Origin of the sequence: Catellatospora methionotrophica, from assembly GCF_011297335.1 — a bacterium.
GTDB lineage: Bacteria > Actinomycetota > Actinomycetes > Mycobacteriales > Micromonosporaceae > Catellatospora > Catellatospora methionotrophica.
Genome location: NZ_JAAOTJ010000010.1, coordinates 159899 through 181463, shown reverse-complemented (window position 1 = coordinate 181463; position 21565 = coordinate 159899). Strand labels below are relative to the sequence as shown.

At 73.1% G+C, this 21565-nt stretch carries 19 protein-coding genes; 13 read left to right on the top strand and 6 right to left on the bottom strand.

Annotation, left to right across the window (positions count from 1 at the left end; all coding sequences use genetic code 11):
- The first annotated feature begins 228 nt into the window (after positions 1–228).
- Together HAV40_RS22650 and HAV40_RS22645 are read left to right on the top strand one after the other, a co-directional pair.
- On the top strand, positions 229–1833 hold the full coding sequence (locus HAV40_RS22650) for a PP2C family protein-serine/threonine phosphatase (RefSeq protein ID WP_166384442.1): 1605 nt from the start codon (positions 229–231) through the stop codon (positions 1831–1833).
- A gap of 246 nt (positions 1834–2079) precedes the next feature.
- Entirely contained in the window at positions 2080–3018 is a 939-nt protein-coding gene (locus HAV40_RS22645; RefSeq protein WP_166384440.1) for a sensor histidine kinase, read from the top strand.
- 7 nt (positions 3019–3025) lie between these two features.
- Here the strand turns inward: HAV40_RS22645 and HAV40_RS22640 are convergent, their stop codons facing one another.
- Positions 3026–3475 carry a CBS domain-containing protein gene (locus tag HAV40_RS22640; RefSeq protein WP_166384438.1) on the bottom strand — a complete coding sequence of 150 codons (450 nt, stop codon included), beginning with the start codon at positions 3473–3475 and terminating at the stop codon, positions 3026–3028.
- Between the two features lie 207 nt (positions 3476–3682).
- On the opposite strand from HAV40_RS22640, the gene HAV40_RS22635 reads away from it, so the two are divergent.
- Entirely contained in the window at positions 3683–5263 is a 1581-nt protein-coding gene (locus HAV40_RS22635; protein ID WP_239087071.1) for an HAD-IIIA family hydrolase, read from the top strand.
- Positions 5264–5275: 12 nt separating this feature from the next.
- On the opposite strand, the gene HAV40_RS22630 is transcribed toward HAV40_RS22635, so the two are convergent.
- The gene (locus HAV40_RS22630) at positions 5276–5518 is read right to left on the bottom strand and encodes a hypothetical protein (RefSeq protein WP_166384436.1); all 243 of its coding nucleotides are present in this window, start codon (positions 5516–5518) and stop codon (positions 5276–5278) included.
- 264 nt (positions 5519–5782) lie between these two features.
- On the opposite strand from HAV40_RS22630, the gene HAV40_RS22625 reads away from it, so the two are divergent.
- Positions 5783–6001, top strand: a complete 219-nt coding sequence (locus tag HAV40_RS22625) for a hypothetical protein (protein ID WP_166384434.1) — start codon at positions 5783–5785, stop codon at positions 5999–6001.
- A gap of 12 nt (positions 6002–6013) precedes the next feature.
- Here the strand turns inward: HAV40_RS22625 and HAV40_RS22620 are convergent, their stop codons facing one another.
- Entirely contained in the window at positions 6014–6340 is a 327-nt protein-coding gene (locus tag HAV40_RS22620; RefSeq protein WP_166384432.1) for a plasmid stabilization protein, read from the bottom strand.
- Positions 6341–6473: 133 nt separating this feature from the next.
- On the opposite strand from HAV40_RS22620, the gene HAV40_RS38060 reads away from it, so the two are divergent.
- The 4 genes from HAV40_RS38060 to HAV40_RS22600 all read left to right on the top strand — a co-directional run bounded on the left by HAV40_RS38060 (position 6474) and on the right by HAV40_RS22600 (position 13173).
- The gene (locus HAV40_RS38060) at positions 6474–8144 is read left to right on the top strand and encodes an NlpC/P60 family protein (RefSeq protein ID WP_203672239.1); all 1671 of its coding nucleotides are present in this window, start codon (positions 6474–6476) and stop codon (positions 8142–8144) included.
- Positions 8145–8152: 8 nt separating this feature from the next.
- The gene (locus HAV40_RS22610; protein ID WP_166384430.1) at positions 8153–10111 is read left to right on the top strand and encodes a GH25 family lysozyme; all 1959 of its coding nucleotides are present in this window, start codon (positions 8153–8155) and stop codon (positions 10109–10111) included.
- Positions 10112–10292: 181 nt separating this feature from the next.
- Positions 10293–11567 carry an arginine deiminase gene (locus HAV40_RS22605; protein ID WP_166384428.1) on the top strand — a complete coding sequence of 425 codons (1275 nt, stop codon included), beginning with the start codon at positions 10293–10295 and terminating at the stop codon, positions 11565–11567.
- 67 nt (positions 11568–11634) lie between these two features.
- Positions 11635–13173, top strand: a complete 1539-nt coding sequence (locus HAV40_RS22600) for an alpha/beta hydrolase (protein ID WP_166384426.1) — start codon at positions 11635–11637, stop codon at positions 13171–13173.
- Between the two features lie 45 nt (positions 13174–13218).
- Here HAV40_RS22600 and HAV40_RS22595 read toward each other — a convergent pair whose 3' ends face one another.
- Positions 13219–13605, bottom strand: a complete 387-nt coding sequence (locus HAV40_RS22595) for a DnaJ family domain-containing protein (protein ID WP_166384424.1) — start codon at positions 13603–13605, stop codon at positions 13219–13221.
- Positions 13606–13856: 251 nt separating this feature from the next.
- Between HAV40_RS22595 and thrS the strand changes: the two genes are divergently transcribed.
- From thrS to lon, 3 genes are all read left to right on the top strand, one after another.
- Positions 13857–15104: a threonine--tRNA ligase gene (gene thrS / locus HAV40_RS22590; protein ID WP_166384422.1), complete on the top strand. Its 1248-nt coding sequence runs from the start codon at positions 13857–13859 to the stop codon at positions 15102–15104.
- A gap of 137 nt (positions 15105–15241) precedes the next feature.
- Positions 15242–16075, top strand: coding sequence for a hypothetical protein (locus HAV40_RS22585; protein WP_166384420.1), 834 nt, complete (start codon positions 15242–15244; stop codon positions 16073–16075).
- Positions 16076–16322: 247 nt separating this feature from the next.
- Complete coding sequence (lon, locus tag HAV40_RS22580; RefSeq protein WP_166384418.1) at positions 16323–18671, top strand: endopeptidase La; 2349 nt, start codon at positions 16323–16325, stop codon at positions 18669–18671.
- A gap of 70 nt (positions 18672–18741) precedes the next feature.
- Here the strand turns inward: lon and HAV40_RS22575 are convergent, their stop codons facing one another.
- The gene (locus HAV40_RS22575; RefSeq protein ID WP_144124622.1) at positions 18742–18945 is read right to left on the bottom strand and encodes a cold-shock protein; all 204 of its coding nucleotides are present in this window, start codon (positions 18943–18945) and stop codon (positions 18742–18744) included.
- 188 nt (positions 18946–19133) lie between these two features.
- On the opposite strand from HAV40_RS22575, the gene HAV40_RS22570 reads away from it, so the two are divergent.
- Positions 19134–19799, top strand: a complete 666-nt coding sequence (locus tag HAV40_RS22570; protein ID WP_166384416.1) for a class I SAM-dependent methyltransferase — start codon at positions 19134–19136, stop codon at positions 19797–19799.
- Here HAV40_RS22570 and HAV40_RS22565 read toward each other — a convergent pair.
- Positions 19796–20566 (bottom strand): AAA family ATPase, encoded by a 771-nt coding sequence (locus tag HAV40_RS22565; protein ID WP_166384414.1) that lies wholly within the window; start codon positions 20564–20566, stop codon positions 19796–19798. The two genes, HAV40_RS22570 and HAV40_RS22565, sit on opposite strands and share 4 nt — an antisense overlap.
- A 71-nt stretch (positions 20567–20637) precedes the next feature.
- On the opposite strand from HAV40_RS22565, the gene HAV40_RS22560 reads away from it, so the two are divergent.
- Complete coding sequence (locus HAV40_RS22560; protein WP_203672237.1) at positions 20638–21552, top strand: DUF5996 family protein; 915 nt, start codon at positions 20638–20640, stop codon at positions 21550–21552.
- Positions 21553–21565: the final 13 nt, after the last annotated feature.

Genomic DNA, 21565 nt, shown 5'->3' with positions numbered 1-21565 from the left:
CACCGCGCGTCGGCGTCATCCGCCCGCCCACGCTGTGCCGTCGTCCGATTCGCCGTCACCAGGACCCACTCCCCTCGATGGCCGACTCGCGCCTACTGGCCCATCGCCGCGCCGCACCGTCGCGACGCACGCTTCATCATTGTCCGAACGACCCCCGGATGCGAGCCAGCCCCGCGCGGCAAGCAGCCCACGGTGGAAACCCGGCGCTGATCGGCGGACACTACTAGGGTGCCGAACCGCGCTCCCGACCCGGAGCACTCCCCCCGCCAGCCCGCCGACGCACCGCTGGCCGCCGTCGACGCCCTGCTCGACGTCGCCACCACCGCCGACGAGACCGGCACCGTGCACGGATTCACCGGCGACCTGCTGCGCGTCCTGGCCCAGCACACCGGTGCCGGCGGCAGCGCCGTCTGGCTCGACCGCGGCGACGGCGACGGCGCACAACTGCTGGCCGCCCAGGGCAGACGGCTGCCACCCGGCGCCACGATCCGGCGCATCACCGTGCCGGTCAGCCTGCCCTGGTCCGCCGAACTGCGCCTGGACGCCCCCGACACACCCGAGGCCCGCACCCTGGCCCACCTGGCCACCCAGCGGCTCGGCATGACCCTCGAACACCAGCGGTTGCGTGACAGCGACCGGCGGCGGCAGACCTCACTGGCGTTCCTCTCCGAGGTCAGCGAACTGCTCGCCCAGTCCCTGGACCTCACCCTCACCCTGGCGCTGATCCCCCGCCTCGTCGTGCCCCGCCTGGGCACCTGGTGCATCCTGCACCGGGCCACCCCCGGCCGCCGCCTCGAACCCGCCGCCGCCGCCCACGCCGACGAGGCCCTCAGCGGCTGGCTCGACGCCGTCAGCGACGACCTCACCCGCTCGCTGCTCACCCCGCCGCTGGCCGAGGCCCTGCTCGCGGGGAAGAACGTCCCCCTGCCGGGTGCCCTGTCCGGTATCGCCGTGCCTCTGTTCGCCCGCGGCGAATGGCTCGGCGTGCTCAGCATCGGCCGCGACACCGACTCCCCGCGCGACCCCGACGAGATCCCGGTCGCCGAGGAGGTCGCCCGCCGCTGCGCGCTGGCCATGGACAACGCCCGCATCCACGAGGAACGCCAGACCGTCTCGCACACCCTGCAGCAGGCGCTGCTGCCCGCCAAACTGCCGACGATCCCCGGCCTGGGCATCGGCGCCGAGTACGTGCCCGCGGGCCGGGGCGTCGAGGTCGGCGGCGACCTGTACGACATCATGCCCATGCCCGACGGGCGCTGGCTGGTCATGGTCGGCGACGTGTCCGGCAAGGGCGTACACGCCGCCGCGGTGACCGGGCTGATCCGCGAGGTCATCCGGGTGCTCGTCAAGGACGGCAGGCCCCTTGAGTCGGTGCTCGACGCCCTCAACGAGACCCTCAGCGAACGCTCCGAGCGCTACTGCACGCTGGCCCTTGCCGCCTTCGACACCCGCAGCCGCGGCTCCGGCGTCGAGGTCTCGCTGCACCTGGCCGGGCACGACCGGCCGCTGATCCTGCACGCCGACGGCCGCGTCTCCTCGGCCGGCCGCTGGGGCACCGCGCTCGGCCTGGTCTCGCCGGTCACCTGCCCGCCCGCCCGGCTCGTGCTGCAGCCCGGCGAGACCCTGGTCTTCTTCACCGACGGCGTCACCGAGCGCCGCAACAGCCAGGAGTTCTTCGGCACCCAGCGGCTCGCCCAGCGGCTGACCTACCTGGCGGGACACCCCGCCGACGTCATCGCCGCCCGGCTGCGCACCGCCGCCGTCGACTTCTCCACCGACCCGCCCCGCGACGACATGGCCATCATGGCGGTTCGCAACGACGCAGAAGGGTAAGGCGTACCTATCGCCCCCCTCACGCGCCGGCTGACCCGGCGGACCCGGCCGGACGGCGGGTTCAGGGTCGCGGGCACGGAGCAATAGCATTGTCTTACGGCTTGACAAAGCCGGACGACGGGCCACAAAGCGGGCTCGGGAAGGACCAGTGGTGGACGCAACGGCGCTCGCGGGACACACCGACGGCGACCGCCGCGCGGTGCGACCGCGCAGGCGGCGGCCCACCCCGGCGACGGGGGTGGCCGGATGAGCCTGCCGCAGCAGCCGCTCAGCCGCCACGACGCGTTGCAGTACGACGACGACGGCGGGCTGCTGGACGCCGTGGTGCCGTTCCTGCGCGAGGGCGCCGCGGCCGGTGACAGTGTCGTGCTGATCTGCCGCCCCGACAACGCCGCGCGCCTGCGCGACGCCATGGGCCCGGACCGGGTCGCCGAACTGCCCCGCGAGGACGTGTACGGCGGCACCGTCGGCGCGATGAACGCCTACCGCGAGCTGGTGGCGCGCGAACGGGAGCGGGGCTGTGAACGGGTCCGGGTGGTCACCGAGATCGACTTCGGGCCGAAGCCGAGCGGCCAGTGGGAGTGGGCCCGCTTCGACGCCGCGCTCGGCCAGGCCCTGACCAGCTACCCGGTCTGGAACCTGTGCCTGTACGACCGCCGCCGCGTGCCCGCCGACATCCTGCGCGCGGGCGAGAGCAGCCACTCCCACCTGCTCGCCGACGGCGGCCGGGTGCCCAGCGCCGGGTACACCGACGCGCTCACCCTGCTCGGTGAGGCCCGTATGCGCTGGCCCGATCCGCTGGAGGACAGCCCGCCCCGGCTGGACGTCACCGGCCCGCACGACCTGGCGGCCCTGCGTGCCGCGGTCGAGCAGGCGCTGCTGCGCGACGGTTTCGCGGCGTACGCGGTGCAGGGGTTCATGCTCGCCGTCAGCGAGGTGGCCACGAACGCGATCCTGCACGGGGTGGCCCCGGTGCGGGTGCGGCTGTGGTCCGACGCGCGCCGGGCGCTGTGCGCGGTGTCCGACGGTGGCACCTGCTTCAGCCCGTACAGCGGTTACCTGCCGACGGACCGGGAGGTCGGCGCGGGCGGCATGGGGCTGTGGCTGGCCCGTCAGATGAGCGACGACCTCACCGTCGACGCGGCCGACGGCGGCTGCGTCGTGCGCCTGGGTCTCAACGGCTGAGGGCGGATCACCCGTCGGGCCGGGTCGACCAGCCCACGCCCGTGGCGCCCTCGTCGGAGTCGGGCGGCTGGTGGCGCTGGCCGCGCGTCAGGTCGTTCCAGGTGATGACGCCGATGACCCGGTGGCTCTCACACACGGGCAGGCGGCGCAGCGAGCGCTCCTTCATGATCCGGGCGGCCTCGCCGGTGTCGTCGTCGGCGTGCACGGTCACCAGTTCCCGGTCGGTGAGCTCCCCGGCCACGATCGTGGCCGGGTCGCGTTCGGCGGCCACCACGCGCACGATGTCTCCGCTGGTCACGATGCCGACCAGGCGTTCGCCTTCGGCGACCAGCACGTCGCCGATGGCGTTGTCGCGCATGAGCCGGGCCGCCTCGGTCAGCGTCGTGCCGGGTTCGACGCACACCGGGCGGCCGGTCATCACGTCGCGGACCGTACGTCCCGTCAGCTGCTCCCCCACGTTCCCAGTGTCGCCGGGTCCGATCCGCGACGGGCTCGGTTCCCGCAGCGTGGGGCCGTTTCTGGCGGTGTCCGCCGACACCGCGCCTGGATCTTCCTAGGCTGCTAGACCATCAGACCGCCTCGCGAAAGGGATGCTTACGGCAATCACCACTTAAACTACGGAGCAGGATGTTTTGGACTCAGCGCCGCCGGGTAAGGCCGCCGAGTGCGCAGAGCAGAGATCGACGGCAGCTCCACCGGCATGTTCGACGCGGTCCTGTTCGACCGGGACAACACTCTGATCCGCGATGTGCCGCAGCTCAGCGATCCCGATCTCGTCGTGCCGATGCCCGGCGTACGCGCCGCGCTCGACCTGCTGCGCGAGGCCGGGCTGCGGATCGGGGTCGTGTCCTACCAGTCGGCCGTCGGCTTCGGGTTCGTCACCCGCGCCCAGGCCGAAGCCGTCGACGCCCGCATCGGGCAGCTGCTCGGCCCGTTCGACACCTGGCAGACCTGCTGGCACACCCCCGCCGACGGATGCGCCTGCCGCAAGCCCTCACCCGGCCTGATCACCGCCGCGGCCCGCGCCCTCGGCATCGGCGCGCACCGCTGCGTGATGGTCGGCGACCTCGGCACCGACCTGCTGGCCGCCGCGGCGGCGGGGGCGACCGGCCTGCTGGTGCCGACCGGGCAGACCTGCGTGGCCGAAGCCGCCGCGGCCCCGTACCGCGCGCCGACCATGTTCGCCGCCGCCGAGTGGATCCTCGCCCGTCGACGGCTGCTGCGCCCCGGCCCGGCGGGGGCCGACGAGCCCGGCAACGTGCTCGCGGTGCGCGCCGGCTCGGCGGGCGACGTGCTGCTGGCCGGGCCCGCGCTGCGGGCGCTGGCCGCGCGGGCGTCCTCGGTCACCCTGCTCACCGGGCCGCCGGGGGTGCCCGCCGGCCGGCTGCTACCCGGCGTGACGCGGGTGCTGGAGTGGCGTACGCCCTGGGCCGAACGTGACCCGGCGCCGGTCGACCCGGCGGCGGTGGACGGGCTCCTCGACGCGGTGCGCTGCTGGCAGATCGACGAGGCGGTCATCTTCACCTCGGCGGCCCAGTCGCCGCTGCCCACCGCGCTGCTGCTGCGGCTGGCCGGGGTCGGCCGGATCAGCGCGGTCTGCGACGACTATCCCGGCGCGCTGCTGGACGTGCGCCACCGCGTGCCCGACGACCTGCCCGAGGCGCAGCGCGCCCTGTCACTGGCCGCCGCGGCCGGATACGGCCTGCCCCCGGGCGACGACGCCCGGCTGCGTACGGTGCTGCCCTCGCCCGCCGCGCGCACCGGACGGGTGATCGTGCACCCGGGTGCGAGCGCCGCGGCGCGGGGACTGCCGCGCAAGGTCGCCGTCGAGATCGTGCGGGAGCTGGCGCGCTCGGGACGCGAGGTCATCGTCACGGGCGGCCCCGGCGAGACCGAACTGACCGCCGAGGTGGCCGGTGACGTCGCGGGCGACCTCGGCGGGCAGACCGACCTGGCCGCCCTCGGGCGGCTGCTGGCCGGATCGGCGTGTCTGGTCGTGGGCAACACCGGCCCGGCTCACCTGGCCGCGGCGGTCGGCACGCCCGTGGTGAGCATGTTCGCGCCGACGGTGCCGTTCGCCCGGTGGGGCCCGCACGGTGTGCCGCACGTACGGCTCGGCGACCCGGACGCGCCATGCCGCGACACCCGCGCGCTCACCTGCGCCCAGCCCGGTCACCCGTGCCTGGGCGAGATCGACCCGGCCGAGGTCGTCGCGGCCGTGGAGCTGCTGGCGCGGAGCCGGTGACCGGCCCGGCGCTCACTCCTCCGGGTCGACGAGCGCGCGGAAGCGGTAGATCCAGGCCGGTTCACCAGCGGGGTTGGCCTCGCGCACATACACGGCCTCCCACGGGTCGCCCGCGACCCACTGGCCCGGGGCGGGGTCGAGGCCGTTCGCGACCCAGATCGAGTACGTCTCCGGCGGGTCGACAGCCGAGTCCACCTCGATCTCCCGAGTGATCTCGGCGGCGCCATGGACGAACTTCGCGGCGATCCTGTCCACCCGAACGACTCCCTTCGATCAGCACCCGGCCGCGGGGACGCCGTCCCCGCCGGGCCGATGTCATGACCTCACCATGCCGGAGCGTCGCCGCGTGGGAGTTCGGCACGGCCGGACCCGCCCAGCGGCATACCGGCTGGTTCCCCGCCGACGCCAGAACTGAAACGTGTTCGCCCGGTTCGTCCTGGCGGATACGCCTCGCGGTGATGCCGCGAGGCGGACACTGGGGAGGATCGCCGCCGGGTCGCACACGGGAGGGGGCGGGCGATGGCCGAGGACCGCGAGATGCTGGAGACACTGCTGGACACGCTGTTCATCGGGGAGGAGCGGCTCAGCGTCGCCGAACTGCGCCGCCGCGCGGTCGCCGAGGGCATGCCCCCGGACGTGCTGCAGTCGGTCGGCACGCTGCCCGAAGGCGAGTACGCCCAGGACGAGGTCCTGGACGCACTGCACACGCACGCGGTGATCACACCACCCGCGCCGTGAGACCGGGCCGGGTCAGCGGTCGACGGCGCGCTGCAGCTCGGCCTTGGTCATGGTCGAGCGGCCCTTGACGTTCTTCTTCTTCGCCTCCTCGTAGAGCTGGTCGCGGGTGCGTCCGCCCTCGCCGCGATGCGAGCGCAGCCCGCCACGCCGACCCGACGAGATGTCGTTCCTCGACAGCGCGCTGGACTGCCTGGCCTCCCCGGCACGGGCCCGTTCCTTGTTGACGGTGCGCGCGGCGATCTCCTGCGCGACGTCCTCGGACTTGCCACGTTCCTCGGCACTGGCCTTGATGTGCTCGTACTGGCGCTCCCGCTTGGCACTCCAGCCCTGCTGCGGCATGGCAGATCTCCTCTCACGCTGCGCTAGGGATTCCCGCTGCCCGCCCGACCGAAACGTACGGCGCGCCCGGAAGATCGCTTCACGGCGCGCCGACCAGGCGCAACGCCATCGTGGGCCGCTCCGTTAAGACGGCATGCGGGATTGCGGATCATGCGAGGAGAGCGGGGGTGGCCGCGCCGAGCGGTGCCCGCAGGACGGCGACCCGGGTCGTGGCACGGCGTGGGTCGGGGCCGCGCCGGCGCGCTCCGCCCCGCGCCGCGGTCCGCTGCACCGGGCCGCCGCCGGGCTGCTGGCCGCCGTGGCGGCGTTCGCGCTGGCCGCGCCCGCCGCGGCGGTGCCTGACGGGGCCGACGATCCGGACGTGCTGCGCCCGCAGGGCGTCGACGCGCAGGGCCTGCCGATGCAGCCCGACGGCATGGCCGGGCCGGCGCGGGGGCTCGGCCAGCCGATCACCCGCATGCAGATCCTCGCCCGCGCCGCGATCTGGGCCGACGACCACGTCGGCTACAGCCAGCTCACGTTCCGCAAGGGCTGGCGCACCGACTGCTCCGGGTACGTGTCGATGGCCTGGGATCTGGGCCGCAACCACTGGACCGGGGACCTGCACCAGGTCGGCGAGCGGATCGGCTTCGCCGACCTGCGGCCCGGCGACATGCTGCTCCACCACAACCGGTCCCGGCCCAGGGACGGCTCGCACGTGGTGCTGTTCGAGCGCTGGACCGACCAGCCCGGCGGCGACTTCGTCATGTACGAGCAGACGCCGCCCTCGGTCAAGCACCGCACCTGGTCGGAGTCGGGCTACAGCCGCAAGAAGTACACCTCCTACCGCTACCGCAACGTGATCGAGAACGAGGCGGTCTGGTATCCGGTGACCGGCGACTGGGACGGCGACGGCCGGGTCACCGCCGGAACGGCCGTGCCCGAGGGCGAGTCATGGCGCTGGCGGCTGTCCGACGACCCGCGCGGGGCGACGACCGACGCCGACTTCCTGTTCGGCGACGTGCGGAAACTGCCGATCGTCGGCGACTGGGACGGCGACGGCCGGTGGACGCCGGGCACCGTCGACCTGACCGGCGAGCACCACGACTGGTACCTGTCCAACTCGCTGCGCGGCGGCGAGCCGGACGTACGCGTCGGCTACGGGGACACGGAGAAGGCCCCGGTCGTCGGCGACTGGGACGGCAACGGCACCTTCACCCCCGGCGTGGTCGACGCCGACGGCGACGTACGCGACTGGTACCTGTCCAACACCCTGGCCGGTGGCGAGCACGACCTGCACGTCGGTTTCGGTGACGTGGACAAGGTCCCGGTGGTCGGCGACTGGAACGGCGACCGGGTCAGCACGCCGGGCGTGGTCGACCACGACGGGGAGCACCGCGACTGGGAGCTGACCAACAGCCTCGACGACCCGGAGACCGAGACCGAGGTGTCGCTGGGCGACGTCGGGCAGATCCCGGTGACCGGCGACTGGGACGGCGACGGCATCGTGACCCCCGGCGTGGCCGACCCCGCGATCCGCGAGTGGCGGCTGTCCAACGCGCTGGCCAGCGGCATCGCCGACACCGTCTTCGCGTACGCCGGTACGCCCGCCGCCCCCGGGGCGGCCGGGCCGTCCCCGAGCCCGGCGGTCCCGCCGAGCCCCGTGCCCAGCCCTGCCACCCCACCGGCCGCCCCGAGCCCCGGACCGGCCGCGCCGTCCGCCGGTCCCGTCGTACCGCCGGTGGCAGACCCGTCGCCGAGCGCGTCGGCCTTCGTACCGCCGCCCGGCGTACCGCCGCTGGACCAGCCCACCGTCCTGCACTGAGGAGAGCCGTGAACCTTAACCGCACCGCCGCAGCCCGCCGTGTCGTCCTCGCCGCGGCCGGGCTGCTCCTGTCCCTGGCCGCACTGCCTGCCGGGGCCGCGCCGCCGACCGACCCGCTCGGCCCCGACGGCAAGCCGATCACCGACGGCTGGGCAGGCGCGGGCACCCCGGCCGACCTGGCCCCGCCAGCCGCGGCGCGGGCGCTGGCGGGCGCACCGGGCGGCTACCCGGTCACCGGCATCGACGTGTCGCACCACCAGGGCAACATCGACTGGGACAAGGTCGCCGACAAGGGCGCGAAGTTCGTCTACGCCAAGGCGACCGAGGGCGTGCACTACGTCGACGCCTCGTTCAAGGACAACTACAGCGGGGCGCGGGGTAACGGCATCCTGTTCGGGGCGTACCACTTCGCGCGGCCCGACAAGACCAACGGCCGCACCCAGGCCGACTACTTCCTGGACCGGGCGCAGTACCGCAACGACGGGCGCAGCCTGCCGCCGATGCTCGACATCGAGTGGCCGTACAAGCTGGGCGGCAAGCTCGTCGCGCCCGGCCCGTGCTGGGGCAAGTCCAAGAACGAGCTGGTCCGCTTCATCCGCGACTTCACCGAGCGGGTACGCGAGCGCACCGGCAGCGCCACGATGATCTACACGAACCCGAACTGGTGGAACCCGTGCACCGGGCGCAACGCCGACTTCGGCGACCACTACCTGTTCGTGTCCAGTTACACCGACAAGGTGCGCGGGCTGCCCGCCGGGTGGGACCGCTGGACGCTGTGGCAGTACGCCAACCACGGCAAGCTGCCCGGCGACCAGAACGTCTTCAACGGCAACCTGGCCGACCTGGCCGCCCTCGCCGCCAACCCCGGCGGTCCGCTGCCCCGGCCGGTCGTCGGCGACTGGGACGGCAACGGCACGATGACGCCCGGCCTGGTCAGCGCCGAGGGTGACACGTGGCGCTGGCGGCTGTCGAACACCCTGGACGGCACGCCCGACCCGGCGCTGGACTTCACCTACGGCGACGCGGAGAAGGCCCCGCTGGTGGGCGACTGGGACGGCAACGGCACCTACACGCCGGGCACGGTCGACGCCGAGGGCAAGCGGCGCGACTTCTACCTGGTCAACAGTTTCCGCAGTGGTCCGGCCGACATCCACACCGGTTTCGGCGGCGTCGAGGACATCCCGGTGGTCGGCGACTGGGACGGCAACGGCACGTTCACCCCGGGGGCGGTCGGCCGCGACGGCAAGCTGCACTCGTGGCAGCTCACGAACACGTTCGCCAAGCCGGTGACCGAGATCGCGTTCACGTACGGCGACGCGGGCAAGACGCCGATCGTCGGCGACTGGGACGGCAACCGCACCTTCACGCCCGGCACGGTCGACATGGACGGCGACCGGCACGACTACTACCTGAGCAACGTCACCACCGGCGGGGCGACGCAGGTCCACGTGGGCTTCGGCGCGGTGTTCACGGTGCCGCTGGTCGGCGACTGGAACGGCGACAGGGTCTTCACGCCGGGCGCGATCGACGCCTCCGGTGACGCGGGCCTGGTCTGGCAGCTGACCAACAGCCTGACCGGCGGCAGCGCCGTGGAGATCACCTTCACGTACGGCGGCACCGGCGCGGCGGCGGCTCCGGCACCCGCCGCGAACCCGGCTCCCGCCGCCTCACCGCGGCCCAGCACGTCGCCGAGCACGCCGCCGTCGCCGTCGGACGCGCCGGTGGCCGCCCGGCCGTCGGTCTCGCCGAGCCGGACCCCGGCGGCGAGCCCGTCGCCGAGTCGCACCCCGGCCGCCGTGGCCGGCCCGAGTCACGGCCCGGCCGGCTCGTCCGGTCCGAGTCACGCTCCGCCCACCGCGCCGAGCCCGGCCCGGTCGGCGGGCCCGGCTCCGTCGGCGAGCCGCGCAGGCGCGAGCCCGAACCCGAGCGCGCACCACCCGGCTGCCCGCACCGCGCCTCGGCCGTAGCCCACCGGCTGATGGGAAGGGCACCTTCCACAACGCGGAGCGTTGTGAAGGTGCCCTTCCTTCGCTTCGGGTGAGGGCTGCCCCCGCTGCGGGAACAGGCGATCCGGCGCGAAGGACATGAAACGGACGTAGCATTCGGGGCAGCGGCGGGGGCGGGAGGGCTGCGGCGAAGGAGTGCGCGATGACCGGATTCGGAGTCCACTCGGAGGTCGGCACGCTGCGCAAGGTGCTGGTGCACCGCCCCGACCTGGCGCTGCGCCGCCTCACCCCGTCCAACCGCGGCGAGCTGCTGTTCGACGACGTGCTGTGGGTCGAGCGCGCGCAGCAGGAGCACGACCAGTTCGTCGCCGAGCTGCGCGCCCGCGACGTCGAGGTGTTCCTCCTGCACGACCTGCTCACCGAGGCCCTGGCCTCGCCCGAGGCGCGCGAATGGGTCATCGGGCACACCGTCAGCCCGTACACGGTGGGCCCGGCCATGGTCGACGCGGTGCGCGAGGCGCTGGGCAGCATGGACCCCAAGACCCTCGCGACACATCTGACCGGCGGGGTGACCCGGGCCGAGCTGATGCAGTTCGCCGACGACGACCGGCTCGCGGCGCGCTCGCTGGCCGTGGCGACCACGGTCGGCTCGTCGTTCATCCTGCCGCCGCTGCCCAACCACCTGTTCACCCGCGACACCTCGTGCTGGATCTACGAGGGCGTCTCGCTGAACCCCATGTACTGGCCCTCGCGCCAGCTGGAGACCGTCAACCTGGGCACGGTGTACCGCTTCCACCCGATGTTCCGGCAGGAGAAGATCAACTTCTGGTTCCCGGACGCGGGCAGCGACGAGCACGACGAGTTCGACATACAGTCCTTCGGGCGCTCGTCGATCGAGGGCGGCGACGTGATGCCGGTCGGCAACCGCACCGTCCTGATCGGCATCAGCGAGCGCACCACTCCGCAGATGGTGGAGATCCTGGCACGGCGGCTGTTCGCCAAGGGCGCGGCCGAGCGCATCATCGCGGTGCAGCTGGAGCGCAAACGCCAGTTCATGCACCTGGATGTGGTGTTCACGTTCATGGACCGCGACACCGTCACCGTCTACCCGAAGGTCATCGACGGCACCACGGCGTACAGCATCCGCCCCGGCGACAAGGAGGGCACGCTCGCCGTCACCGCCGAGGACAGCTTCCTGGGCGCCGTCGCGCACGCCATCGGGCTGGCCCACGAGAAGGACCTGCGGGTCGTCACCACCGGCGGCGACGAGGCCCAGCAGGAGCGCGAGCAGTGGGACTGCGCCAACAACGTGGTCGCGCTGTCGCCGGGCGTGGTCGTGGCGTACTCGAAGAACGTCTACAGCAACCGCCGGTACCGCGAGGCGGGCATCGAGGTCGTCGAGATCGACGGCTTCGAGATCGGCAAAGGACGCGGCGGCGGCCACTGCATGACCTGCCCACTGCTGCGCGACGCCTGACGGCAGGGGCCGTTCGGTCGGCGGCGGAAGCGGTGACGAACGGGGGATCGTCGTGGCGAGGGGTGACATGATCGGGCGCGTCCGCGCCGGGCTACGGGCCGTCGCGGTCGCCGTCGCGGCCTGCCTGGCCGCCGGATGTGCCGCGACGCCCGACGCGATGACGGCCGCGCGGCGTGAGCCGCCCGGTATCGTGTGGACCGGCTGCGAGGGCCTGGCCGAGCGGTTCCAGTGCGCCAAGGTGCCGGTGCCGCTGGACTGGTCCGAACCGGACGGGCCGCGGATCGAGCTCGCGGTCATCCGCCACCTGGCCAGCCGCCCGCAGGAGCGCATCGGGTCGATGTTCATGAACCCTGGCGGACCCGGCCAGAGCGGCGTCGAGCTGGTGCGCGGCGGCGGGGACGACTTCGACGCGTGGGGCGGCGGGCGCTTCGACGTCATCGGCTGGGACCCGCGCGGCACCGAGGGCAGCTCGCCCGTCAGATGCTTCCCCAGCGAGGCTGAGCAGACCACGTTCTGGCAGGGCGTATCGATCCCGTCGACCACCGAGCAGTCGAAGGCGTACGAGGCCAGAGCCGTCGACCTGGCCCGCCGGTGCGGCGAGGTCAGCGGCAAGCTGCTGTCGCACATCTCCACCGCCGACACGGCCCGCGACCTGGACGCGCTGCGCGCCCTCGTCGGCGACGAGCAGCTCACCTACGTCGGGCTGTCCTACGGCTCGATGATCGGCCAGACGTACCTCAACCTGTTCCCCGGCCGGACCCGGGCGATGATGCTCGACGGCATCGTCGACGCGGTCGAGTACACCACCAGCGCCGAGACGCGCACCGCCGACAACGTCTCCTCGGCCGACGAGGTCTTCGCGCAGTTCATGAAGCTGTGCCAGGAGGCCGCGCCGGGCCGCTGCGCGCTGGCCGGGCACGGCGAACCCGTCACGCAGCGGGTCGAGGCGCTGTTCGCCATGGCCCGCCGCGCGCCGATCCCGGCCCCGCACGCCGACCCGCCCGGCACGCTCAGCTACGGCGACCTGCAGATGTCCACGTTCAACCCGCTGCGCCTGCCGCTGACCTGGCCGCAGTTCGCCGAGGACCTCGACGCCGCCGCGGCGGGCGACGCGTCGGCGCTGCTCACCTCGGCCCGGCAGATGCAGAGCCCGGCGGGCTTCGCCGCGGCGACCACGTCAGCCGCGATCAGCTGCGTCGACGGGAGCGCCCGCACACCGGTGTCCCAGTGGCCGCAGGAGATCGCCCGGTTCACCGCGGCGGGCAAGCTGTGGGGCGCCGTACTGGGCTGGTGGCTGTGGGCGCCGTGCGCGGCGAACTGGCCCGCCGACGACACGGACCGCTACGCCGGGCCGTGGAACGCCCCGACGAAGACGCCGGTGCTGCTGATCAGCGCCCGGCACGACCCCGGCACGCCGTACCACAACGCCCAGGCCACCGAGAAGCTGCTCGGCAACGCCGTACTGCTCACCCTGAACGGCTACGGCCACCCGAGCTACCAGGTCCCCAGCGCGTGCGTCGACCAGGCCCGCGAACGCTACCTCGTCGACCTGGTCACGCCGCCGAAAGGCACGGTCTGCCAGCCCGACCAGCAGCCCTTCGGCTGACCTGGGCAGTCACCGCAAGGCCGATGGGAAGGTGCCCTTCTTCGTTCAGCGGGCGCGGCGGGCGCGCCACTGGCGCACGGCGTCGTCGGCGTCGACCAGGGCCAGGGCGATGGCGGGACCGGCCAGTTCGCCCCGGTGGGCGCGGACCACGCGCACGTTCAGTTCCGCGACGTACGCGCGTACCGCCTGCTCGGAGGTCTTCTTCGCGACGGCCTCGGGCAGGTCCTCGAGGTCGCGGCGCAGCAGCAGGGTGGCCGGGATCGCGGCGGACAGGTTCTCGCGCTGGACCAGGTCGCGCAGCCACCAGTCGTCGGGCAGCACCTCGCCCGCCCCGGGCAGCGGCTTGCCCGCGCCGGGCAGGTCGTCGAACTCGCCGCGTTCGGCCGCCTCGCGGATCTGCCGGTCGATGCTCGACTCGTACCAGTGCCCCACGGCTCACCTCCGGGTCCTCACGTCGAAAGTACCTCGGTGACGGATATCGCTTGCCCCGGGGCGCGGCCGCTGCGCTATCGTGCTGTCATGCATCAGCGTCTGGTCAGCACGACGACGCCGGGACGTCCCGGCGTTCGTACGCGTTGACCTGCTGAACTTCAGTCGACCGTCGGCCCCGGGGCACACGCCCCGGGGCTGACGCGTATCCGCCCCACGTGTGCCCCGGCCGTTTCTCACCCAGGGAGCACACCGTGAAGGACCACCGCCGCCTCGGCCGCGAACTCGAGATCTACCACTCCGAGCCGATGATCGGCGCGGGGCTGCCGCTGTGGCTGCCCGCCGGGGCCGCCGCCCGCCACGCCATCGAGGAGCATGTCCGCGAGGAGGAACGCCTCGCCGGATACCAGCACGTCTACTCACCGCCGCTGGCCAAACGCCAGATGTTCCAGAGGTCGGGGCACCTGGCCAAGTTCGGCGACGACATGTTCCCGGCGATGTCCGACGATCCTGACGCCCCGGACGACGACGCCGAGGCGCTGATGCTGCGCCCGAGCCTGTGCCCGCACCACGCGATGGTGTTCGGCTCCCGTGGCCGGTCCTACCGCGAGCTGCCGGTGCGCATCGCCGAGATCGGCGGCATGTACCGCGCCGAGCGCTCCGGCGTCGTCGGCGGGCTGAGCAGGGTGCGGGCGATCTCGCTCAACGACGCGCACGTGTTCTGCTCGCTCGACCAGGTCGGCGCCGAGGTCGCGCTGGTGCTGGAGATGTGCGCGCGGATCCATCCGGCGCTGGGCTTCGCGGCCGACGGCTACCGGCTGTCGCTGCGCGGGCCGGGGGCGGGCTACCTGGGCGCGGACGAGGACTGGGCGCGGGCCGAGGCGCTGCTGCGCGACGCCCTGGTGCAGGCGGGGGTGCCGTTCGAGGAGGCGCCGGGCGAGGCCGCGTTCTACGGGCCGAAGATCGACATTCAGGTACGGGATCTGGCGGGTCGGGAGTGGACCCTGGCCACCGTGCAGGTGGACTTCGCGCAGCCGGAGCGGTTCGACCTGTCGTTCACCGGCCGGGACGGCAACCCGGCCCGGCCCGTGATGGTGCACCGCAGCATCGTCGGCAGCATGGAGCGGCTGATGGCGCACCTGCTGGAGGTGCACCAGGGGGCGTTCCCGGCCTGGTACGCGCCCGTGCAGCTGGCCGTCGCCCCGGTCGGCGAGGACCAGGACGCGGCCGCGCGGCAGTTCGCCGACCAGGCGCAACGCGCCGGGCTGCGGGCGTCGGTAAGCTTCGACGGCTCACTGGGGCTGCGCATCCGCGAGGCCTCGCAGCGGCGGGTTCCCTATCTGGCGGTCATCGGCTCCCGCGAGGCCGACGCGGGCGAGGTCTCGCTGCGGCTGCGCGACGGGCGGCGACTGCCACCGATGGCGTACGCCCAAGCCTTGGACCTGATCGGCGGCGCGGTCGCCGGCCGCTCAGCCGAACTCGCGCCCGCGCTGGTCGCCTAGCCCGACGGGCAGCCCAGGGGCCACGGCCACTGGGCTAACCGCAGCGGGACACACACCAGCCCGGCCGGGGCAGCGACCTCACACCGCCCACAACGGTTAGCAAGGTGAGAATCCCGCGTCAAAAGGAGGAATCGCCCATGAGGTCGTCGCGCGTGCTCGGATACGGGCTGGGAGTGTGGCTCGGCATGGTCGGCATCTCGCTGATCCTGCTGCCCGCCGAGGGCAAGCACGAGGCACTGTACGAGTCGATCAAGCTGACCACGATGGTCGCGCTGGTCCTCGGCTTCGCCGTCCGTTACCTGCGTAAGCGCCCCGACGCGGCGGGCCCCGAGGGCGTTTTCGTCGGCCTGGTCTGGGCGGCCGTCACCACCGCCGGTGATCTGGGCCTCTACCTGGGCGGCGCGTTCAACATCGGCCTGGACGTCTACTTCACCGACGTCGCGTCCTCCTACTCGGTGATGCCGGTGATCACCGGCCTGGCCATCGGCCTGCTCGCCCCGAAGCCGGGCACGTCCGCCGCGCTCGCCGCCGAGCTGCCCGCGGCCGAGCCGTCGGCCACGGACGAGTTCGCGGCGATGATGGCCGCGGGCGCCGCCTCCTTCGACACCCCGGCCGCACCCGCCGAAGCCGCGCCCGCGGCCGACCAGGGGACGCCGTCCGTGCCCGCGGCGCGCTCCGAAGCCGCGCCCGCTGCCGGGGCCGCCGACGTCGAGAACGCGAGCCAGACCGAGGTCGAGATCCACACCGCGCCCGGCGGCCAGCCCGCACCCGAGGGCCACGCCGAGCCCGGCCAGGCCGCAGCCGAGGTCCACGGCGAGTCCGGGAGCCAGGCCGAACCCGCCGACACGCCCGAGCCCAGCCACGCCGAGGCCACGCTGGTCGAGGCGACGCTGGTCGAGGCCGCGCTCGTCGGCGCGCCCGGTGCCGAGGAGACCGACCGGCCCCTGTACATCCCGCGCGGGAATTGCTGACCCGCACGGCGGGTTGCCGCCGTTGAGGCCGTTGCCCGGTCCTCGATCGTCCGACTTGCCTGGCACCTGTGCGCATGGCGCCGCGAGATACGCACACCTGCCAGGCAAGGCGGACGATCATGATGCGGGGTGCGAGCGGAGCGCGGGGCGGGAGTGGCGTGGGTCACACGCTTTGGTTGAGGGAACAACCAAGGTCGTCCTGGACTTGAGTGGGTAAGACTCAAGTTCAGAATGGCAGGTGTCGACGATGACCACACTCCCCGTTCTTCCCCTGGACGACGCCGTTCTGCTGCCCGGCAACGTGGTGGCGGTGGCGCTCCAGCCGGACACCCAGGCCGCGATCGACGCGGCGCGGGCGTCCGGTGACAAGACCGTGCTGGCCGTGCCGCGCCTGGACGGCGAGTACGGCACGTACGGCGTGACCGCCGTGATCGAGAAGGTCGGCCGCCTGCCCAGTGGCGAGCGTGCCGCTGTGCTGCGTGGCGTGACCCGGGCCAGGATCGGCTCCGGTGTGCCCGGACCGGGCGCGGCGCTGTGGGTCGAGGCGACCCTGGTCACCGAGCCGGAACCGGCCGGCCGCGCCAAGGAGCTGGCCCGCGAGTACAAGGCCCTGGTCGTCGCCGAGCTGCAGCAGCGCGGCGCGTGGCAGGTCGTCGACGCCGTGGAGCGGATGACCGACCTGGGCGAGCTGGCCGACTCGGCCGGGTACGCCCCGTGGCTGACGCTGGCGCAGAAGGTCGAGCTGCTCGGCTCGCCGGACGTGACGGCGCGGCTGGAGCTGCTGGTCGGCTGGGCGCGTGGGCACGCGGCCGAGCAGGAGGTCTCCGAGAAGATCAACAGCGAGGTGCGCGAGGGCCTGGAGAAGTCCCAGCGCGAGTTCCTGCTGCGCCAGCAGCTGGCCGCGATCCGCAAGGAGCTGGGCGAGGACGAGCCGGAGGGCTCGGCCGACTACCGGTCCCGCGTGGAAACCGCCGATCTGCCCGCCAACGTGCGGGAGGCGGCGATGCGCGAGGTCGGCAAGCTGGAGCGCGCCAGCGACGCCTCCCCGGAGACGAGCTGGATCCGCACCTGGCTGGACACGGTGCTGGAGATGCCGTGGAACGTGCGCACCGACGACAACACCGACCTCGCCGCGGCGCGGGCGGTGCTGGACGCCGACCACGCGGGCCTGGACGACGTCAAGGAACGCATCCTGGAGTACCTGGCGGTGCGCAACCGCCGCGCGGCCCGCAACCTGGAGAAGGTCGGCGGGCGCGGTTCCGGTGCGGTGCTGGCCCTGGCCGGTCCGCCCGGGGTGGGCAAGACCAGCCTCGGCGAGTCCGTCGCGAACGCGCTCGGCCGCAAGTTCGTCCGGGTGTCGCTGGGCGGCGTGCGTGACGAGGCCGAGATCCGCGGTCACCGGCGCACCTACGTCGGCGCGCTGCCGGGCCGCCTGGTCCGGGCGCTGCGCGAGGCGGGCTCGATGAACCCCGTGGTGCTGCTGGACGAGGTCGACAAGATCTCCGCGGGGTACGCCGGCGATCCGGCCGCGGCCCTGCTGGAGGTCCTCGACCCGGCGCAGAACCACACCTTCCGGGACCACTACCTGGAGGTCGACCTCGACCTGTCCGACGTGCTGTTCCTGGCCACCGCGAACGTGGTGGAGACCATCCCCGGCCCGCTGCTGGACCGGATGGAGCTGGTCACCCTGGACGGCTACACCGAGCAGGAGAAGGTCGCCATCGCCCGGGACCACCTGCTGCCCCGCCAGCTCGACCGGGCCGGCCTGACCGCCGACGAGGTGTCGATCAGCGACGGGGCGCTGGGCGCGATCGCCGCCGAGCACACCCGCGAGGCGGGCGTACGCCAGCTGGAGCGCGCCCTGGCCCGCATCCTGCGCAAGGTCGCCGTCAAGCAGGCGGCCGACAGCGGGCAGGTGCAGGTCGACAACGGCAACCTCAAGGAGTTCCTGGGCCGTCCCCGGTTCACCCCGGAGTCGGCGGAGCGTACGGCGACCCCGGGTGTCGCGACCGGACTCGCGGTCACCGGGGCGGGCGGCGACGTGCTGTTCATCGAGGCGACCTCGATGGACGGCGAGCCGGGGCTGACCCTGACCGGCCAGCTCGGCGACGTGATGAAGGAGTCGGCGCACATCGCGCTGTCCTACCTGCGCTCGCACGGCCGCCAGCTGGGGCTGGACCCCAACGCGCTGGCCGGGCGGCGGATCCACCTGCACGTGCCCGCGGGCGCGGTGCCCAAGGACGGCCCGAGTGCCGGTATCACCATGGTCACCGCCCTGGCGTCGCTCGCGTCCGGACGGCCGGTCCGGCCGGAGTTCGGCATGACCGGCGAGGTCACGCTGAACGGGCGGGTGCTGCCGATCGGCGGCGTCAAGCAGAAGCTGCTGGCGGCGCACCGGGCGGGCCTCACCGAGGTGATCATCCCGGCGCGCAACGAGCCGGATCTGGACGACGTCCCGGCGGACGTGCGCGAGGGTCTGACGATTCACGTGCTGTCCGATGTCGCCGACGTGCTGGCGCTGGCCCTGCGGCCGGTCGAGCCCACGGTGGGCATCGACACCGGTGCCCCGGTGGAACCGGCGCTGGCCGGGGCCTGACGTCGGGGCCGAACGGGAAGGGCGTCCCCGTCACCTGTACGGTGACGGGGACGCCCTTGTGCTGCACTGATCAGAGCGGGTGAACGTTGGCCGCCTGCGGGCCCTTCTGGCCCTGGGTGACCTCGAACTCGACCTGCTGGCCCTCTTGGAGCTCGCGGTATCCGCCACCGGAGATGGCGGAGTAGTGGACGAAAACGTCCGCACCCCCGCCGTCCTGCTCGATGAAGCCGAAGCCCTTCTCAGCGTTGAACCACTTGACGGTGCCGGTTGCCATGAATCCCTCTCAGGGGCCGTCGACTGCCCCGCACCGCACTGCGCGGTGCGGCCATTGCCCCACAACCGCTGACCCTAGCGCGCCATGCACGGGAAGGATGACTTTTGCCGACGAACAGGGCGATTCTGCGACCGATGGAGCGACGAGTCCGGCATGCTGAGCGGGTGACAGGTCGCGTTGATTACGCAATGCACGACCTCAAGGACAAGACACTCCCCGCGCACAGCGACGGGCTGGACCGGCTCAGCCTGACCCCCGTGCCGCTCGTGCCCGAGATCCGCCTGCACCTCGCGGTCGACGCGATCGTGTGGTGGGCCCGGATGGAAGCCGAGGCGGGGCAGGCCCTGACGACGCCGTTCTGGGCGTCCGCCTGGGCCGGTGGCCAGGGCGTGGCGCGCTATGTCCTGGACAACCCCGAGGTGGCGCGCGGACGCCGGGTGCTCGACCTCGCCGCGGGCTCCGGCCTCGCCGGGATCGCGGCCGGGCTGGCCGGGGCGGCCACGGTGACCGCCAACGACATCGACCCGTACGCCATCGCGGCGGTCGAGCTGAACGCGCGGGCCAACGGGGTGACCGTGACAGGCCGACAGGGCGACCTGCTCGACGGTGACGGCGGCGACGCCGACCTCGTGCTGGCCGGGGACGTGTTCTACAGCGACGAGATGGCCGAGCGGGTGCTGCCGTTCCTGCGGCGGGCCGCCGACCGCGGCGCGCGGGTGCTGGTCGGCGATCCGGGCCGGGACTACCTGCCCACCACGGAGCTGACGCTGGTGGCCACGTACGACGCGGAAAGCGCGCTGACCTTCATCGACGCGCAGCTCAGCCGCATCAACGTGTTCCAGCTCGGCGGCTAGCCCACGTCCCGTCTGCTGTCCGGGTCCGGCCCGGACAGCAGGTGGTGCAGGTACAGCCGCGGCTCGGCCAGGAACGACCGGGTCAGTGCCACGGGCTCGGCCTCGTCGAAGCCGACCGGGGTGATCGCGCCCGCGCCGTCGAACTGCAGGATGCGCGCCCGGGGAACGGCCAGCAGGATCGGCGAGTGCGTGGCGATCACGAACTGCGAGCCCTGCGCGGTCAGCTCCTGGATGCGGGCGATCACGGCCAGGCAGCCGTACACCGACAGCGCCGCCTCCGGCTCGTCGAGCAGGTAAAGCCCCTGCGGCCCGAACCGGTGCGTGACCAGGTCCAGGAACGACTCGCCGTGCGAGCGCTCGTGCGGGCTGTGGCCGCCGTAGGAGCCCTGCGCCTGCAGCCGCTCGATCTCGGTGGCGACGTTGTAGAACGACTCCGCCCGCAGGAAGAACCCGGTGCGTGGCTTGCGCAGACCGCGGACCAGCGTCAGGTGCCGGCCGAGCACGGACTCGCTGGCGCGGGTCGCGAAGGCGAAGTTCTGCGAGCCGCCCTCCGGGTTGAACCCGGCCGCCACGGCGATCGCCTCGATCAGCGTCGACTTGCCCGTGCCGTTGTCGCCGACCAGGAACGTCACCTTCGGGTCCAGTTCCAGCCGCCCCGCCTTGCGCAACCCGGCCACCACGGGCAGCGCGAACGGGTACGCCGTCAGGTCCGCCCCGTCCTCGTCGAGTTCCACCCACCGCAGAAACCCGCCGTCCGCCTTCGCCATCCACCGACGGTAACGCCGCCGACCGCGCCGAACGGCCGCCGCGCCCGGCCCGGCTCCGGCATGCTGGACAGGTGACCAGCAAGGGAGTCTGGCCTGCGTTGACGCTCGCGCAGTGGTCGGACACGCGGGACACGCTGCACCTGTGGACCCAGGTCGTGGGCAAGGTGCGGCTGGCACTCGAACCGATGATCAACCACTGGTGGCAGGTGCCGCTCTACGTCTCCACCCGCGGCTTCACCACGTCGCTGATGCCGTACGGATCCGCCGGGCTGGAGATCACCTTCGACTTCCAGCGGCACGTGCTCGACCTGCACACCACCGGCGGCGAGAGCCGCGAGGTGGAGCTGCGCCCGCGCAGTGTCGCCGACTTCTACGCGGCCGTGATGCTGCAACTGGACGCGCTCGGCATGCCGGTCGACATCATGGCCCGGCCGGTGGAGCTGCCGGTGGCGATCCCGTTCGCGGCCGACGAGCAGCACTGCGTCTACGACCCGGTGTACGCCCACCGGTTCTGGCTGGCGACGGTGCAGATGCACCGGGTGTTCACCGCGTTCCGGGCCCGCTTCCAGGGCAAGGTCAGCCCGGTGCACCTGTTCTGGGGCGCACTGGACCTCGCGGTGACCCGGTTCTCCGGCGAGGAGGCTCCGCCGCATCCGGGCGGGGTGCCCAACTGCCCCGACCGGGTCAGCCGCCTGGCCTACGACCACGAGGTGAGCAGCTGCGGCTTCTGGCCCGGCGGGGGCGAGGAGGGCGCGTTCTACGCGTACGCCTACCCCGAGCCGCCCGGCTTCCGGGACTGGCCGATCTCGCCGGGGCAGGCCCACTACGACACGGAACTGGGCGAGTTCCTGCTGCCGTACGAGGTGGTGCGCACCGCCGACGACCCGGACGCGACGCTGATGGCGTTCCTGCAGTGCACCTACGAGGCCGAAGCAGAACTGGCCAACTGGGACCGGCACGCCCTGGAGGCACCGGTAGCCGCGTGAGGACGGGCTCGTT

Excerpts from the sequence above, each read along its gene's own strand:
- HAV40_RS22625 (WP_166384434.1), top strand. The coding sequence starts at position 5,783 with ATGGCCGAGGACCGCGAGATGCTGGAGACACTGCTGGACACGCTGTTC.
- HAV40_RS22645 (WP_166384440.1), top strand. The coding sequence starts at position 2,080 with ATGAGCCTGCCGCAGCAGCCGCTCAGCCGCCACGACGCGTTGCAGTAC.
- HAV40_RS22585 (WP_166384420.1), top strand. The coding sequence starts at position 15,242 with ATGAGGTCGTCGCGCGTGCTCGGATACGGGCTGGGAGTGTGGCTCGGC.
- HAV40_RS22575 (WP_144124622.1), bottom strand. The coding sequence starts at position 18,945 with ATGGCAACCGGCACCGTCAAGTGGTTCAACGCTGAGAAGGGCTTCGGC.
- HAV40_RS22600 (WP_166384426.1), top strand. The coding sequence starts at position 11,635 with ATGATCGGGCGCGTCCGCGCCGGGCTACGGGCCGTCGCGGTCGCCGTC.
- HAV40_RS22605 (WP_166384428.1), top strand. The coding sequence starts at position 10,293 with ATGACCGGATTCGGAGTCCACTCGGAGGTCGGCACGCTGCGCAAGGTG.
- lon (WP_166384418.1), top strand. The coding sequence starts at position 16,323 with ATGACCACACTCCCCGTTCTTCCCCTGGACGACGCCGTTCTGCTGCCC.
- HAV40_RS38060 (WP_203672239.1), top strand. The coding sequence starts at position 6,474 with ATGCGGGATTGCGGATCATGCGAGGAGAGCGGGGGTGGCCGCGCCGAG.
- HAV40_RS22570 (WP_166384416.1), top strand. The coding sequence starts at position 19,134 with ATGCACGACCTCAAGGACAAGACACTCCCCGCGCACAGCGACGGGCTG.
- HAV40_RS22620 (WP_166384432.1), bottom strand. The coding sequence starts at position 6,340 with ATGCCGCAGCAGGGCTGGAGTGCCAAGCGGGAGCGCCAGTACGAGCAC.
- HAV40_RS22565 (WP_166384414.1), bottom strand. The coding sequence starts at position 20,566 with ATGGCGAAGGCGGACGGCGGGTTTCTGCGGTGGGTGGAACTCGACGAG.